Genomic DNA, 13,825 nt, shown 5'->3' on the forward strand with positions numbered 1-13,825 from the left:
TCTCAGCGGTTGCTTCTTCGCCAGCCGCGCTGATCGAGAACGATCATCGCGGCCACCCTCCCTGCCCGGAGGGTTTTTTTGTGCACTCAGACAGTGCGAGAGGCACTGCCTGGATGCCGGCCGGAACTGACATGCGGGACGCGGGATGACACGAGGAGAAACAGATGAGTGAGCAGGTCGAGCGGACACAGGTCGATTCGGTCGACACCGACCGCGAGGCGACGTACGACGTCATGGCGACGCAGGACAGGTGGCAGCAGGTCTGGGAGGACCTGGCGCCCTTCGTCGCGCACGACGACTCGCCCCGCGAGAAGCGCTACGCCCTCACGATGTTCCCCTACCCCTCGGGCGACCTGCACATGGGCCACGCCGAGGTCACCGCGCTGCACGACGTGATCGCACGCTACTGGTGGCAGAAGGGCTACGAGGTCCTGAACCCGATGGGCTGGGACTCCTTCGGCCTTCCCGCCGAGAACGCCGCCATCAAGAACGACACCCACCCGGCGACGTACACCTACGCCAACATCGAGACGCAGTTCGAGTCCTTCAAGAAGTACGGCCTGAGCTTCGACTGGACCCGCCGGCTGCACACCTCCGACCCGGAGTACTACCGCTGGACACAGTGGCTGTTCCTGAAGCTGCGCGAGCAGGGCCTGGCCTACCGCAAGAACAGCCCGGTCAACTGGTGCCCGAACGACCAGACCGTGCTGGCCAACGAGCAGGTCGTCGACGGTGCGTGTGAGCGCTGCGGCGCCGAGGTCACCAAGCGCGAGCTGACCCAGTGGTACTTCCGCACCACGGCGTACGCCCAGGAGCTGCTGGACTGCCTGGACGACCTGCAGGAGAACTGGTCGGACAAGGTCGTCAACGCCCAGCGCAACTGGATCGGGCGCTCCGAGGGTGCGCACGTCGACTTCGTGATCGAGGGACGGGCCGAACCCGTCACGGTCTACACCACGAGGCCCGACACGATCTTCGGCACGACCTTCATGGTCGTGGCCGTCGACGCGCCCTTGGCCGAGGAGCTGGTGACCGACGAGCGCCGCACGGAGTTCGAGACGTACCGCGAGGAGATCCGCCGGGAGACCGAGATCGAGCGGCTGTCCACCGACCGTCCGAAGACCGGCGTCGACCTGGGCGTCACGGCGACCAATCCGGTCACCGGTGCCCAGATCCCCGTGTGGGCCACGGACTACGTGCTGGCCGACTACGGCACCGGCGCGGTGATGGGGGTGCCCGGCGGAGACCAGCGCGACTGGCAGTTCGCCACGCAGATGGGCCTGCCGATCGTGCGCACCACCGAGCCGCCGGCCGACTTCGAGGGCGAGGCCTTCCACGGCGAGGGGCCGACGATAAACTCGCCCGCGGCCGGCGTGGACGCCCCGCTGGACATCAACGGACTGCCGGTCGACGAGGCCAAGTCGACGACCATCTCCTACCTGCAGGACGCCGGCCTGGGCCGCGGCACGGTCAACTTCCGGCTGCGTGACTGGCTGCTGTCGCGCCAGCGCTACTGGGGTGCCCCGATCCCGATCATCCACTGCCCGGTCGACGGCGAGGTTCCGGTCCCCGAGGACCAGCTGCCCGTCGTACTGCCCGACCTGCGTGGTGCGGACCTGAAGCCCAAGGGGGTCTCGCCTCTGGGCGCGGCCACCGACTGGGTCAACGTCGCCTGCCCCACGTGTGGCGGACCCGCGAAGCGCGACACGGACACGATGGACACGTTCGTGGACTCGTCGTGGTACTTCCTGCGCTACCTGTCGCCCAATGACGACACCCGGGCCTTCGACCCCGCGCTGGCCGAGAAGTGGGGCCCGTGCGACCTGTACATCGGCGGTGACGAGCACGCCGTCCTGCACCTGCTGTACGCCCGCTTCTTCACCAAGGCCATGCGCGACATGGGGCTGATCTCGTGGGACGAGCCGTTCTCGGCGTACCTGTCGCAGGGCAAGGTGATCAACAACGGTCGCAAGATGAGCAAGTCCCTGGGCAACGGCATCAACCTGGGGGACCAACTTGCGGAGTTCGGTGTCGACGCCGTACGCCTGACCCTGGTCTTCGCGAGCCCACCCGAGGACAACATCGACTGGGCCGACGTGTCTCCGGCCGGTTCGGCGAAGTTCCTGCAACGCGCCTGGCGGTTGAGTGGCGACGTGGCCTCCGAGCCCGGCGCCGACCCGGCGGCCGGCGACGTGGCGCTGCGCAAGGTCACCCACCGGACGCTGCACGACGGTGCCGCTCTGGTGGAGTCGTACCGGTTCAACGTGCTGGTCGCCCGCATCATGGAGCTGGTCAACGCGACCCGCAAGGCGATCGACTCCGGCTGCGGCCCGGCCGACCCGGCGGTCCGTGAGGCCACCGAGGCGGTGTCGATCATGCTGTCGCTGGTCGCGCCGTACACGGCCGAGGAGATGTGGCACCGACTGGGCCACGAGCCGACGGTCGCCCGGGCCGGCTGGCCAGTGGTCGACGAGGCGTTGCTGGTCGAGGACTCCGTGGTCGCGGTGGTGCAGGTCCAGGGCAAGGTGAAGGCCCGTCTGGACGTGTCTCCCGACGTCTCCGAGGCCGACCTGGAGGCGGCGGCGCTGGCCGATCCCGCGATCGTCAAGGCGCTGGAGGGCAAGACCGTGCGCAAGGTGATCGTGCGCGCCCCGAAGCTGGTCAACATCGTCGCGGGCTGACCTGCCCGTGCGTTTCTGCCCGAATGACGTGAAGCTTCACGGCATTCGGGCAGATTCACAGGCTCGCCTGTGAATCTGCCCCGCCACGATAGGGTTCGGGCATGCCTGAGCGTCGTGTCGCCGTCGTCACCGACTCCACCTCGACACTGACGCACGACGAGGCCGCGGCCCACGGAATCGTCGTGATTCCCCTGCAGGTGATCATCGGCGCGACCTCCTACGACGAGGGCGTCGACGAGGGCGCCAGCCCCGAGATGGTGGCCGCGGCCCTGAAGTCGTTCACGCCGGTGACCACGTCGCGGCCGAGCCCGGCAGGGATGCTCGAGGTCTACGCGGACCTCGCTGCGCAGGGGTACGACGAGATCGTCACGTTCCACCTCTCGAGCCGGATGAGCGGCACCTTCGAGTCCGCGCTGATGGCCTCGCGTGACGCGACGATCCCGGTGCACGTGGTTGACACGCAGCAGGTCGGTCCGGCGGTCGGGTACGCCGCGATCGCCGCCGTGCGGGCCCTCGAGGGGGGCGCCAGTGCGGAGAAGGCCGGGAAGATCGGCCTGGAGCGGGCCCTGTCGTCGACGTCCCTGTTCTACGTCGACACCCTCGAGTACCTGCGGCGCGGCGGCCGCGTGGGCAGTGCCGCCGCGTTCTTCGGTGGGGCCCTCGCGGTCAAGCCGTTGCTGCGCATCGAGAACGGCAGCATCGAGTCGTTCGAGAAGGTGCGTACGGCGGGCAAGGCCCTGGCGCGACTCGAGGACCTTGCAGCCGAAGCCGCGGGGGAGGACCCGGTCGAGCTGACCGTGGCCCACCTGGCCAGCCCGGACCGGGCCGAGCAGCTCGCGAACAAGCTGGCCGCCCGGCTCGGCCTGCAGGCACCGGTCCGGACCGTCGAGCTGGGCGCCGTCCTGGGCGCCCACGTCGGCCCCGGAATGGTCGCCGTGTGTGTGATGCCCACCGGCGCCTGAGCACTGTCGTGCACTGAGCTGCACGCGATTCACGCTCCTGTCCACAGGGCGGAGTGGGTGCCCTGTCGTTCGCCCTCGGGTTTTCCTACGGTCGTGGAATGCGTCCCCGAGGTCAGTCCACTGCGCACGCCGAAGCCGTCTCCCGTCGGCTGGAGCTGCTGAGCGCCGAGCTGCGCGCGCACTCCGGCCCCGAGACTCGGTCGCCGTCCGGGTCCCCGCCGCGGTCGCCGTCCCCCGACGCCGGGCCCGGCGATGACGGGCACACGCACGTGCGTGAGCTGCGGCTGGCGCGTGAGTCGGCGATCGCGCCTGATGACGACGACGACGGCTGGGTCCCGCCACCGTCAGTGCCGCCTCTGTCCGAGCCGGCCCTGCCCGAGTCGTCGGTCGTGCCGGGCTCTCCACGGGCGTCCGGTCCCGACGCTCCCGTCGATCTGCCGGCGCCGGCATTGCCCGTGCCGGGACGCCACGCCGCCCGGCGTACGACGCGCTCGTGGGTCGACGTCTCCGCCTTCCGTGGTCGAGTGGCCCTCACGGCCGGCCAGGTGGCGGCCTTGGCCGTGCTGGTCGCCGTGGGTCTGGCGATCACGGCGTGGTGGGTGATCCGCGACGACGCCGGGGCCCCGGTCGCCGAGCCGATGGGTGGTGCCGCCCTCGCAACGCCTGCGGGTGGGGTGCCCTCGGCGTCGGCGCCGATGTCTTCGGGATCGGCGTCCCCGTCCACCGAGCTGGTCGTCGACGTGACCGGCAAGGTGCGACGCCCCGGCATCGTCGTGCTGGAGCCCGGTGCCCGCGTCGTCGACGCCCTGAAGGCTGCCGGTGGCGTCCGGCGCGGCGTCGACCTCAGCGGTCTCAACCAGGCCCGGCCCCTGGTCGACGGTGAACAGATCGCTGTCGGGGTACCCGCTCCGCCGGGTGTCGCGGCCACGTCACCCCCGTCCTCCGGTGCTCCGGCCGGCGAGCTGGTCAACCTCAACACGGCGACCGGCACCGAGCTGGAGGAGCTGCCCGGGGTCGGTCCGGTCACGGCCGAGGCCATCATCGCGTGGCGCGACACGAACGGAGGTTTCCAGAGCGTCGACCAGCTCCTCGAGGTCGACGGAATCGGTGAGAAGACGCTGGCCGACCTGGCACCGCACGTCACACTCTGATGCGTGCCGGTGACCTGCTCCGACTGGCCGAGGTGCCGGAGGTCGCCGACCTGCGGATGCCGGCCGCCGGGCTGGCCGCCTGGCTGGGAGGTGTGGGAGGACTGCTCGCGCCCGTTCCCTCGGCCGTGGCCGGCGCGCTGGTCACCCTGGTGGTCTTCCGCCTGGTCGAGACGCCGGCGCTGCGGCGTGCCGTCGTGGCCTGGTTCCTGATCGCACTGGCCGTCGGGACCAGTGCTGCGCTGCGCGACCTGGCCGTGCGGTCCGGTCCGGCTGCGGCCTTGTCCGAGACCCGTACCGCCGTGTCCGCGCGGGTGACCGTGACCTCCGACCCGCGACCGGTGCAGGGGCAGTTCGCCACGTCCATCATCATGCGGGGCACCGTCTCCGTGCTGGGTGCACGCGGGTCGTCGTACGACGTGCACACGCCGGTGCTGCTGATCGCCGACGAGTCGTGGGCGCACGTCGAGCTGGGCAGCACCATGACCGTGCGCGGCCGGCTGGCGCCGTCCGGGGGACATGACGTGGCGGCGGTGCTGACACCGTTCGGCCCGCCGCCGCGGGCGGACCCACCCTCGGTCCTGTGGCGTGGTTCCGCCGCGGTGCGCCACGCGATCAGGGAGTCCTCCTCGGTCGGTCCGGCCCCGGCCCGCGAACTGGTGCCGGCCCTGGTCGACGGCGACGACCAAGGCCTGCCCGACCAGGTCCAGGAGGAGTTCAGGGCCTCTGGGCTGACCCACCTCCTGGCCGTCTCCGGCACCAACCTCACGCTGGTCGTCGGGTTCCTGCTGGTGGTGGGCCGGTGGTGCGGGGTGCGTGGCCGCTGGCAGTACGCACTCGGGGCGGCGGGCATCGTCGGGTTCATCCTCCTCGCCCGCACCGAGCCGAGCGTGGTCCGAGCCGCCGCGATGGGCACGGTCGCGCTGCTCGGGATGGGCTCGAACGGCACCGGTCGGGGCGTGCGGGCGATCGGCGTGGCCGTGGTGGGACTGTTGCTGCTCGACCCGTGGCTGGCCACGGCCGTCGGGTTCGCGCTGTCCGTGCTGGCCACGGCAGGCATCCTGCTGCTCTCGCCGGTGTGGTCGCGTGCCCTGGCGCACTGGATGCCGATGTGGATGGCCCAGGCGATCGCCGTACCGACCGCGGCACAGCTGGCCTGCACTCCGTTGGTGGCCGCGATCTCGGGCCAGGTCAGCCTGGTCGCGGTGCTGGCAAACCTGGCTGCGGGGCCGCTGGTCGCCCCGGCCACGGTGTGCGGGCTGCTCGGAGGAGTCATCGGACTGGTGTGGAGCGGGGCCGGCATGGTGCCCGGGTGGCTGGCCTGCCTCTGCGCGCGCGGCATCATCGCGATCGCCGACCGCGCCGCAGGGCTGGCGCTCCCCGCGATCGAGTGGGGCACCGACTGGATCGCGCTCGGTGTGCTCACCGCGATCTGCGCGGGGCTGGCAGTCACGCTCGGCACGCTGCTGGCCCACCGCTCCTCGGGTCTGGGCTGCTGCCTGCTGATGGTGCTGGTCGTGCTGGTGCCGTTGCCGTCGCCGGGCTGGCCGCCCGAGGGGTGGGTGATGACGGTGTGCGACGTGGGGCAGGGCGACGGGATCGCGCTGAACGCCGGCGACGGGCAGGCCGTGCTGGTCGACGTCGGACCCCAGGCCGGTTCGATGGACCACTGCCTCGAGCGACTGGGCGTGAAGGTGCTGCCCACGATCGTGCTCAGCCACTTCCACGCCGATCACGTCGACGGCTTCGCCGAGACGGTGGGTGGGCGCCGGGTGGGCGCCGTACTCGTCAGCGGGCTGCCGGAGCCGGAGGAGCGGTTCGCCGCGGTCCAGGCGGAGACCGACGGCCGGATCCGCACCCCGGCGTACGGCGAGGTGCAGCAGATCGGCGACGTGCGCATGCAGGTGATCGGCCCCGTGCCCGGCACGCTGCTGGCCGGCGACCCGAACAACGCCTCCCTGGTGGTGCTGGCCGAGATCCGTGGGGTCCGGATCCTGCTGACCGGTGACGTCGAGCCCGACGGGCAGGCCCGACTCGCGGCCGCCTACCCGGGCCTGCGCGTCGACGTGCTGAAGATCCCTCACCACGGCAGCCGCTACCAGGAGATGGACTTCCTGGTCGCACTCGATCCGGCGATCGCGATCGCGTCGGTGGGCGAGGACAACGACTACGGCCACCCGGCGGCCTCCACGATGGAACCGCTGCGCGACTCCGGAGCCCGGGTCTTCCGCACCGACCGGGACGGCGACGTGGTCGTCGCGTTGCGTGACGGAAGGCTCCGGGTCTCCACCGGCGACTGAATGGCCCCGCGGACTCGGGCTGGCGGGCCGGCCGCCGCACCGCGGGTCGGCGCTGTCGGCGGGCTGTGGCAGGCTTGGCGCACCATGGCAGAACCACGCGCAGCAGACGTCCTCGGCCGAGTCACGCTGGTGACCGGCAGCGAAGAGTTCCTCAACGAACGCACGGTCGTCGGAGTGCGCGCCGCCGTCCGAAAGCACGACGCGGAGGCTGAGTTCTCCGAGGCCCAGGGCAACGACCTCACCCTCGCCACGCTGGGCGAGCTGGCGGCGCCGTCACTGTTCTCCACGACCCGGTGCGTGGTCGTGCGGGGGCTGGAGAACCTGCCCGACGAGTCGGTGGCCGGGCTGCTCGACTACTGCGCGGCCCCGGCCGAGGACATCGCGTTGGTGCTGGTGCACGGCGGCGGGCAGAAGGGGAGCGGCGTGCTCACCAAGCTGCGCAAGGTCGGCGCCGTCAACGAGGTGAAGTCGCAGGCAGTCAAGGGCGTCGAGTTCACCCGCTTCGTGGTCTCGGAGGTGCGCGGGCACGGCTCGCGCCTCGACGACGACGCCGCCGACTTCCTCGTCCAGGCCATCGGCCAGGACCTGCGCTCGCTGGCCGCTGCGGCCCACCAGCTCGTCAACGACTACCCGGGGGAGTCGCTGACCGTCGAACGGGTCAAGCGCTACTTCGGTGGCCGCGCCGAGGCGAAGTCGTTCGCCGTCGCCGACCACGCGTTCTTCGGGCGTCGGGCGCCTGCTCTCGAGGAGCTGCGCTGGGCTCTCGACGGGGGCACGCCTCCGGTGCTGATCACGTCCGCCTTCGCCGGTGGTGTGCGGGGCCTGGCCCGCTACGTCTCCGCGCCGCGGGGCATGCGTGAGGCCGACCTGGCCCGTGAGGTCGGCGTACCGCCCTGGAAGCTGCGCACGCTGCGCGACCAGTCACGCTCATGGACCCCCGATGGTCTCGGCTCGGCGATCCGCGCGATTGCCCAGGCCGACGCCGACATCAAGGGCGCGGCCCACGATGCGGCCTACACCCTCGAACGACTCGTGCTCACGGTCGCCGGTCTGCGCGAGCAGCGTCCCGGCCGCTGACCTTGCTCGCGACCCGTCGTGAGTTCGCGAACTGGCGACGGGTCGGTTCGAGTTCACGACGGGTCGGCATGCAAAAAGGCGCCGGACCCCTGACGGGGACGGCGCCTGGTTGCGGCAAGGGCTACCTCAGAGCGAGGCGGCCTTCTTGCTGATGGCCGACTTGCGGTTCGCGGCCTGGTTCTTGTGGATGACGCCCTTGGAGGCGGCCTTGTCGAGCTTCTTGTTCGCGTCGACGGCGGCGGCCGCGGCGGCGTCCTTGTCGCCCGACTCCGCGAGTTCGCGGAACTTGCGCACGGCCGACTTCAGACCGGTCTTGACCGACTTGTTGCGCTCGCGCGCAAGCTCGTTCTGACGGTTGCGCTTGATCTGGGACTTGATGTTCGCCACGTTTGCTGCGCTTTCACTTGGTTCGGACTGGGATATGAGGTCTTGGGTGGGCCGGTGAGTAAAGCCCGTTGGACCAGCGGGAAATCCGGTCCGTGGCGTGTCAGCGAAGAGGGCGCCAGACATGCAAGGAGAAACTCTATCAGCGGCCCCGGAACGCCCCAAATCCGTCGTTCGGGTCGAACTGGCGACAGGTCGATGCGAACTGGCGACGGGTCACCAGTTGCGGCGTTCGGAGAGCCAGGACCACACGGCGGCCCCCTGCCAGGCCTGGGAGGCGCGCATGTGGGGCGAGTTGGACGGCACCGGGTCGTCGGCGGACTTCAGGAAGTGCCCGGCGAGCAGGGCCAGGGCGCTGTCGACGTGTGCGGGTGGCACGTCGCGGGTCAGCCGGCGAGAGGCCAGGACAGCCTCGACGTCGAGGCCGTCGCCGCGGGGACCGATCAGGGCAGACAGCGTGTCGAACCATGGCGCCCCGAGGACCGGCCAGTTCCAGTCGCAGATCCACAGGGCGCCGTCGGTGCCGAGCAGGGTGTTGTCGTCGCGGATGTCGGTGTGCTGCACCGCGCCGCCACGCAGGGCCTCGGCGAACCCGGCGGCCAGGTCGGCTGCCTCGTCGGCATGGGCCAGGCTCGGGTGCCGTTCCCGGATCACGTCCCAGTACGCCGGCAGGTCGGCGAGGTCCTCCTCGATCAGGTCCAGAGCCAGGTCGGCCGGCGCCTCGACGTCGGCGACCGCCTCCAGTGCGTCGAGGAGCCGGTCGAGGTCAGGTCGCTGCCAGGGGCGCGCCGGCAGGTGCGCGTCGACGTACTCGAACCCGAGCACCACCCAGTCGTCGTCGTGCGACCACAGGAGACGGGGTGCGGGCACGAGTTCCTGGAGGACGCCCAGCTTGCGCGCCTCCTCGCGGTAGGAGAGCGCGAACATCCTCTGCGCCTTCACCGAGGCGGCCTTCACGAAGTGCTGGGTGCCGTCCTCGCACGTCAGCACCGAGGCGAAGCCGGGGGTGAACCCGCCCCCTTGGGAGTCGGCCCGGACGACGGGGGAGCCGCAGTGCTCCTCGACCAGCGCGCGGATGTGCGGCGGGAGGAACTGCCACTCGAGCCGGCGCGCGGTCGTGCCGCTGGCTGGACGGGCCGGGAGGGTGCTGGTCATGCGGGATGGTCTCCTGGGGGTCTTGTCTGCGCCACGACGGCGGACACGAGGACGCCGGCCGGCACCCGGAGGTGCGGACCGGCGTCCACATGAGGGTGTCGGATCAGCGGGTGGTGCACACCCACGTCAGGAGCCGCGAGTTGTAGCCGGCGCGGGCCTTGGCGGTCCGGATGGTGCGGGCCTTCGAGTAGTAGCGAGCGTAGCCCCAGTGCAGCGTGCCGTCGGCGCGGCGCTTGTAGGCGTAGGCGCCGCACTGGTTCACGATCACCATCCTGACCACGCACTTGTACGGGTAGTTGGAGTGCGCGCGGCACCGGCGGATCGCGGAGATGCGCGCGTTGCGCTTGGTGGCGTAGTCGTACGACGTGCCCCAGGCGTAGTCGCCGTCCGATATGGCGATCGCCCCCCAGTTGTAGCGTCGCGCGGCCAGTCGGGCCGGAGCGGCAGTCGTGCTTGCGGCGGGGCCGGCTGCGACCGTGGCCGCCGGCGCCGCGGTGGCCGCGGTGGCGCCGGTGCTCAGTGCGGCCATGACGCCGACGGTCATGAGGAGGGCGGCGAGCAGGACACCTGCTCGGGTGATCAGCTTGCTCATGGGAGCAGTCCCTTTCTGGATGGTTGATGCGGTGACGCCCCGCCCCTACCCGCACGACGTCGTCCGAAACGGTTCGGCGACGGTTGACTCGCGGATGAACGGCTCGACCCACCTTCCCGGACATAATTGCGATGCGCGACGGCCCCTCCACGTGATGTCGTGTGAGGCATGCCGGAACTCGTCAGCCCCACGTCCCGTGTCATGGCCTCGTTCCTCGAGGCGATGGACGAGTACGTCGCCGAGGGCGCCCGCGACACCCAGACCGCCGGCTGGATCGAGAAGTACTCCGCCACGTGGCACAGCGCCGAGGGCTTCGCAGCCTTCGTCGACCAGCTCGCCGCCGAGGAGGTCGACCGGTCCCGCCTGCCCGAGCGTTGGGTACTGACCTCCACCCGGTGGTACGTCGACGGCGAGACCTACCTCGGGCGGATCGCGCTGCGCCAGGAGCTCAACGACTTCCTGGCGGACATAGGCGGCCACATCGGGTACGACGTACGCCCCTCGGCCCGGCGACGCGGACACGCGACCGCGATGCTGCGAGGCATGCTGCCGCTGGCCCACGGCTTCGGCATCGACCCGGCCCTGGTCACCTGCGACGACGACAACGTCGGCTCGATCCGGGCCATCGAGGCCTCCGGCGGGGTGCTCGAGTCGCTCCGTGGCGACAAGCGACGCTACTGGGTGCCCACCGCCGGCCACAGCCACTGATCTGTCGGTTCGGCGCTGGCCCGGGGTCATGGGACAATGACGAGCCGCACGTCGTACTCCGCACCACAGCCCAGAGAGCATGCCGCCGTTGACCTCGCAAGCGCCGAAGCCCGGCCACACCGATCCCGCGATCATCAGGAACTTCTGCATCATCGCGCACATCGACCACGGCAAGTCGACCCTTGCCGACCGGATGCTCCAGCTCACCGGAGTCGTCGATGCGCGGGCTGCCCGGGCTCAGTACCTCGACCGCATGGACATCGAACGCGAGCGCGGCATCACGATCAAGTCGCAGGCGGTCCGGATGCCGTGGACCGTCACGCAGGAAGCAGCCGCGAGTCACGGCATCGACTCGGGGCCGGGCGACTATGTGCTCAACATGATCGACACTCCCGGCCACGTCGACTTCACCTATGAGGTCTCGCGCTCGCTCGAGGCATGTGAGGCGGCCGTCCTCCTGGTCGACGCTGCCCAGGGCATCGAGGCGCAGACCCTGGCGAACCTCTACCTGGCCATGGGCGCGGACCTCCACATCATCCCGGTGCTCAACAAGATCGACCTGCCCGGCGCCAACGTCGAGAAGTACGCCGCCGAGCTTGCCGGGCTGGTGGGCTGCGACGTGTCCGACGTACTCCTCACCTCCGCGAAGACCGGCGTCGGAGTCGAGGCATTGCTCAACGAGATCGTCAAGCAGACCCCCGCGCCCGTCGGCGACGCCGATGCGCCTGCGCGGGCACTGATCTTCGACTCCGTCTACGACACCTACCGCGGCGTGGTGACCTACGTCCGCGTCGTCGACGGCAAGCTCTCCCACCGCGACCGCATCAAGATGATGTCGAACGGCGTCGTGCACGAAATGCTCGAGGTCGGCGTGATCAGCCCCGAGCCGGTGAAGGGGAGCGAGATCGGGGTCGGCGAGGTCGGCTACCTCATCACCGGCGTGAAGGACGTGCGCCAGTCGCGGGTCGGTGACACCGTCACCAGTCAGCACCACGGAGCCACCGAGGCCCTCGGTGGCTACAAGCATCCGAATCCGATGGTCTATGCCGGGCTCTACCCCATTGACGGCGACGAGTACCCCAATCTGCGCGATGCGCTGGAGCGCCTGCAGCTCAACGACGCCGCGCTCGCCTATGAGCCGGAGACCTCCGGTGCCCTCGGCTTCGGCTTCCGCTGCGGCTTCCTCGGCCTGCTGCACATGGAGATCGTCCGTGAGCGGCTCGAGCGCGAGTTCAACCTCGACCTGATCTCCACCACGCCCAACGTGATCTACACCGTCACGATGGAAGACGGCACGGTCATCGAGTGCACCAACCCCAGCGAGTACCCTGACGGCAAGGTCGCCGAGGTGCGTGAGCCGGTCGTGCGCGCGACGATCCTGACGCCGTCCGACTACATCGGCACGATCATGGAGCTCTGTCAGGCCAAGCGCGGTCAGCTCGGCGGCATGGACTACCTCTCCGAGGACCGCGTCGAGATGCGCTACACCTTGCCGATGGGCGAGATCGTCTTCGACTTCTTCGACCAGCTGAAGTCGCGCACCAAGGGGTATGCCTCGCTCGACTACGAACGCTCGGGTGACCAGGCCGCCGACCTGGTCAAGGTCGACATCCTGCTGCAGGGCGAGCCCGTCGACGCGTTCTCCGCGATCGTGCACCGCGATGCGGCGTACAACTACGGCGTGATGCTGGCCGGCAAGCTGAAGGAACTGATTCCCAGGCAGCAGTTCGAGGTGCCGATCCAGGCCGCCATCGGTGCCCGGGTGATCGCCCGCGAGAATATCCGCGCGATCCGCAAGGACGTGCTCGCCAAGTGCTACGGCGGCGACATCAGCCGCAAGCGCAAGCTTCTGGAGAAGCAGAAGGAAGGCAAGAAGCGGATGAAGATGGTCGGCCGGGTCGAGGTGCCGCAGGAGGCGTTCGTCGCCGCCCTCTCGACCACGCAGCCCACGGAGAAGTCCAAGAAGTAGCAGCAGGGTCAGCCGCGCCGGAACCAGCCGCGCTTCCTGGCCGGCTCCGCGACGGTCGGCCCGGTCGACGCTCCTCCGGGGACCAGGTCGAGCACGTCCAGGCCCTGGCCCACGACGTCGGTTCCCGGCTGCAGGCTGAAGCGGGTGCCGGCGAGCTCCAGCTGCTCGCCCGCGCCCAGGGCCCGTCGCTCCCGCACCCGAGCTCCGAGTGCCTCGGTGAGTGCGGTGAAGGCGTCGGCCGGGCCTCCCGGCCAGTTGGTGGCCTGCACCTCGGGCCAGCCGAAGGCACCGAGGCCCCGGGTGAAGGCAGTCGCCGCACCGGCGCTGCCCTGCATCGCGTGCACCCGGAACCAGGTGCGCTCGGGCTGACCCTCGGCCACGTCGTGGACGTACATCACATCGGTGTTCACGATCATCTGGCGCGGCAACCAGACCGCCTTCGCATCGGTGTCGTCCAGCAGGTAGGCGACCAGATTGCTGACCAGGTCCGAGCTGGTCCAGGGATCGTCGGTCGGGGCCGTGATGGTGGCGTACGCACGGTGAGCGGCGACGGCGGGCTCCAGGGTGGCGCGCAGTGGACTCGTGGACAGGTCGGCCAGCAGGTCCCGGTCGGTGATCGGAGCACCCACGACACCGAGGGTGAGCTCGCACCCGTTGACCCGGGATGCCAGCGCGGGAACCGGCGGCACACCCTCGAGGGCGGCTGCCAGCTCCGGGGAGACCACCCCGAAGACCTCCGCCATGGTGGCCGGCACTGCGGGGAGCAGGATGACAGCGTCGGGTCGGGTCGGGTCCTGCAGGTTCATGTCGTCTGCTTCCGGGAGGTCAGTGGGTGCGGGGAGACTATCC

At 70.3% G+C, this 13,825-nt stretch carries 11 protein-coding genes; 7 read left to right on the forward strand and 4 right to left on the reverse strand.

Annotated elements, in window-relative coordinates:
* Window positions 1–164: 164 nt before the first annotated feature.
* The 5 genes from leuS to holA all read left to right on the forward strand — a co-directional run bounded on the left by leuS (window position 165) and on the right by holA (window position 8,168).
* A complete protein-coding gene (gene leuS, locus ASD30_RS21025; protein WP_056686619.1) occupies window positions 165–2,681 on the forward strand; it encodes a leucine--tRNA ligase in 2,517 nt (838 codons plus the stop codon).
* 101 nt (window positions 2,682–2,782) lie between these two features.
* Window positions 2,783–3,643 (forward strand): DegV family protein, encoded by an 861-nt coding sequence (locus ASD30_RS21030; protein ID WP_056686622.1) that lies wholly within the window; start codon window positions 2,783–2,785, stop codon window positions 3,641–3,643.
* 98 nt (window positions 3,644–3,741) lie between these two features.
* Window positions 3,742–4,794, forward strand: a complete 1,053-nt coding sequence (locus ASD30_RS27675) for a ComEA family DNA-binding protein (protein ID WP_056686625.1) — start codon at window positions 3,742–3,744, stop codon at window positions 4,792–4,794.
* Window positions 4,794–7,091 (forward strand): ComEC/Rec2 family competence protein, encoded by a 2,298-nt coding sequence (locus ASD30_RS21040; protein ID WP_235532646.1) that lies wholly within the window; start codon window positions 4,794–4,796, stop codon window positions 7,089–7,091. The genes ASD30_RS27675 and ASD30_RS21040 overlap by 1 nt, the downstream gene beginning before the upstream one ends.
* A gap of 84 nt (window positions 7,092–7,175) precedes the next feature.
* Window positions 7,176–8,168: a DNA polymerase III subunit delta gene (gene holA / locus ASD30_RS21045; protein ID WP_056686628.1), complete on the forward strand. Its 993-nt coding sequence runs from the start codon at window positions 7,176–7,178 to the stop codon at window positions 8,166–8,168.
* 126 nt (window positions 8,169–8,294) lie between these two features.
* On the opposite strand, the gene rpsT is transcribed toward holA, so the two are convergent.
* The 3 genes from rpsT to ASD30_RS21060 all read right to left on the reverse strand — a co-directional run bounded on the left by rpsT (window position 8,295) and on the right by ASD30_RS21060 (window position 10,299).
* On the reverse strand, window positions 8,295–8,555 hold the full coding sequence (gene rpsT / locus ASD30_RS21050; RefSeq protein WP_056686631.1) for a 30S ribosomal protein S20: 261 nt from the start codon (window positions 8,553–8,555) through the stop codon (window positions 8,295–8,297).
* Window positions 8,556–8,768: 213 nt separating this feature from the next.
* Window positions 8,769–9,707 (reverse strand): hypothetical protein, encoded by a 939-nt coding sequence (locus tag ASD30_RS21055; RefSeq protein ID WP_056686634.1) that lies wholly within the window; start codon window positions 9,705–9,707, stop codon window positions 8,769–8,771.
* Window positions 9,708–9,810: 103 nt separating this feature from the next.
* The gene (locus ASD30_RS21060) at window positions 9,811–10,299 is read right to left on the reverse strand and encodes a DUF4189 domain-containing protein (protein WP_056686637.1); all 489 of its coding nucleotides are present in this window, start codon (window positions 10,297–10,299) and stop codon (window positions 9,811–9,813) included.
* A gap of 168 nt (window positions 10,300–10,467) precedes the next feature.
* Here ASD30_RS21060 and ASD30_RS21065 point away from each other — a divergent pair, with 168 nt between their 5' ends.
* Both ASD30_RS21065 and lepA read left to right on the forward strand, forming a co-directional pair.
* Complete coding sequence (locus ASD30_RS21065) at window positions 10,468–11,007, forward strand: GNAT family N-acetyltransferase (protein WP_056686640.1); 540 nt, start codon at window positions 10,468–10,470, stop codon at window positions 11,005–11,007.
* A 79-nt stretch (window positions 11,008–11,086) separates the two neighbouring features.
* Complete coding sequence (gene lepA, locus ASD30_RS21070; RefSeq protein WP_056686642.1) at window positions 11,087–12,976, forward strand: translation elongation factor 4; 1,890 nt, start codon at window positions 11,087–11,089, stop codon at window positions 12,974–12,976.
* Window positions 12,977–12,984: 8 nt separating this feature from the next.
* Here lepA and ASD30_RS21075 read toward each other — a convergent pair whose 3' ends face one another.
* Complete coding sequence (locus tag ASD30_RS21075) at window positions 12,985–13,782, reverse strand: hypothetical protein (RefSeq protein WP_056686645.1); 798 nt, start codon at window positions 13,780–13,782, stop codon at window positions 12,985–12,987.
* Window positions 13,783–13,825 lie beyond the last annotated feature (43 nt).

It is taken from the genome of Nocardioides sp. Root140, assembly GCF_001426745.1.
GTDB lineage: Bacteria > Actinomycetota > Actinomycetes > Propionibacteriales > Nocardioidaceae > Nocardioides.

Bases quoted from the DNA above. Each gene is read 5' to 3' on its own strand.
- ASD30_RS21030 (WP_056686622.1), top strand. From the start codon at position 2,783: ATGCCTGAGCGTCGTGTCGCCGTCGTCACCGACTCCACCTCGACACTG.
- ASD30_RS21040 (WP_235532646.1), top strand. From the start codon at position 4,794: ATGCGTGCCGGTGACCTGCTCCGACTGGCCGAGGTGCCGGAGGTCGCC.
- ASD30_RS27675 (WP_056686625.1), top strand. From the start codon at position 3,742: ATGCGTCCCCGAGGTCAGTCCACTGCGCACGCCGAAGCCGTCTCCCGT.
- lepA (WP_056686642.1), top strand. From the start codon at position 11,087: ATGCCGCCGTTGACCTCGCAAGCGCCGAAGCCCGGCCACACCGATCCC.
- ASD30_RS21060 (WP_056686637.1), bottom strand. From the start codon at position 10,299: ATGAGCAAGCTGATCACCCGAGCAGGTGTCCTGCTCGCCGCCCTCCTC.
- leuS (WP_056686619.1), top strand. From the start codon at position 165: ATGAGTGAGCAGGTCGAGCGGACACAGGTCGATTCGGTCGACACCGAC.
- ASD30_RS21065 (WP_056686640.1), top strand. From the start codon at position 10,468: ATGCCGGAACTCGTCAGCCCCACGTCCCGTGTCATGGCCTCGTTCCTC.
- ASD30_RS21055 (WP_056686634.1), bottom strand. From the start codon at position 9,707: ATGACCAGCACCCTCCCGGCCCGTCCAGCCAGCGGCACGACCGCGCGC.
- holA (WP_056686628.1), top strand. From the start codon at position 7,176: ATGGCAGAACCACGCGCAGCAGACGTCCTCGGCCGAGTCACGCTGGTG.
- ASD30_RS21075 (WP_056686645.1), bottom strand. From the start codon at position 13,782: ATGAACCTGCAGGACCCGACCCGACCCGACGCTGTCATCCTGCTCCCC.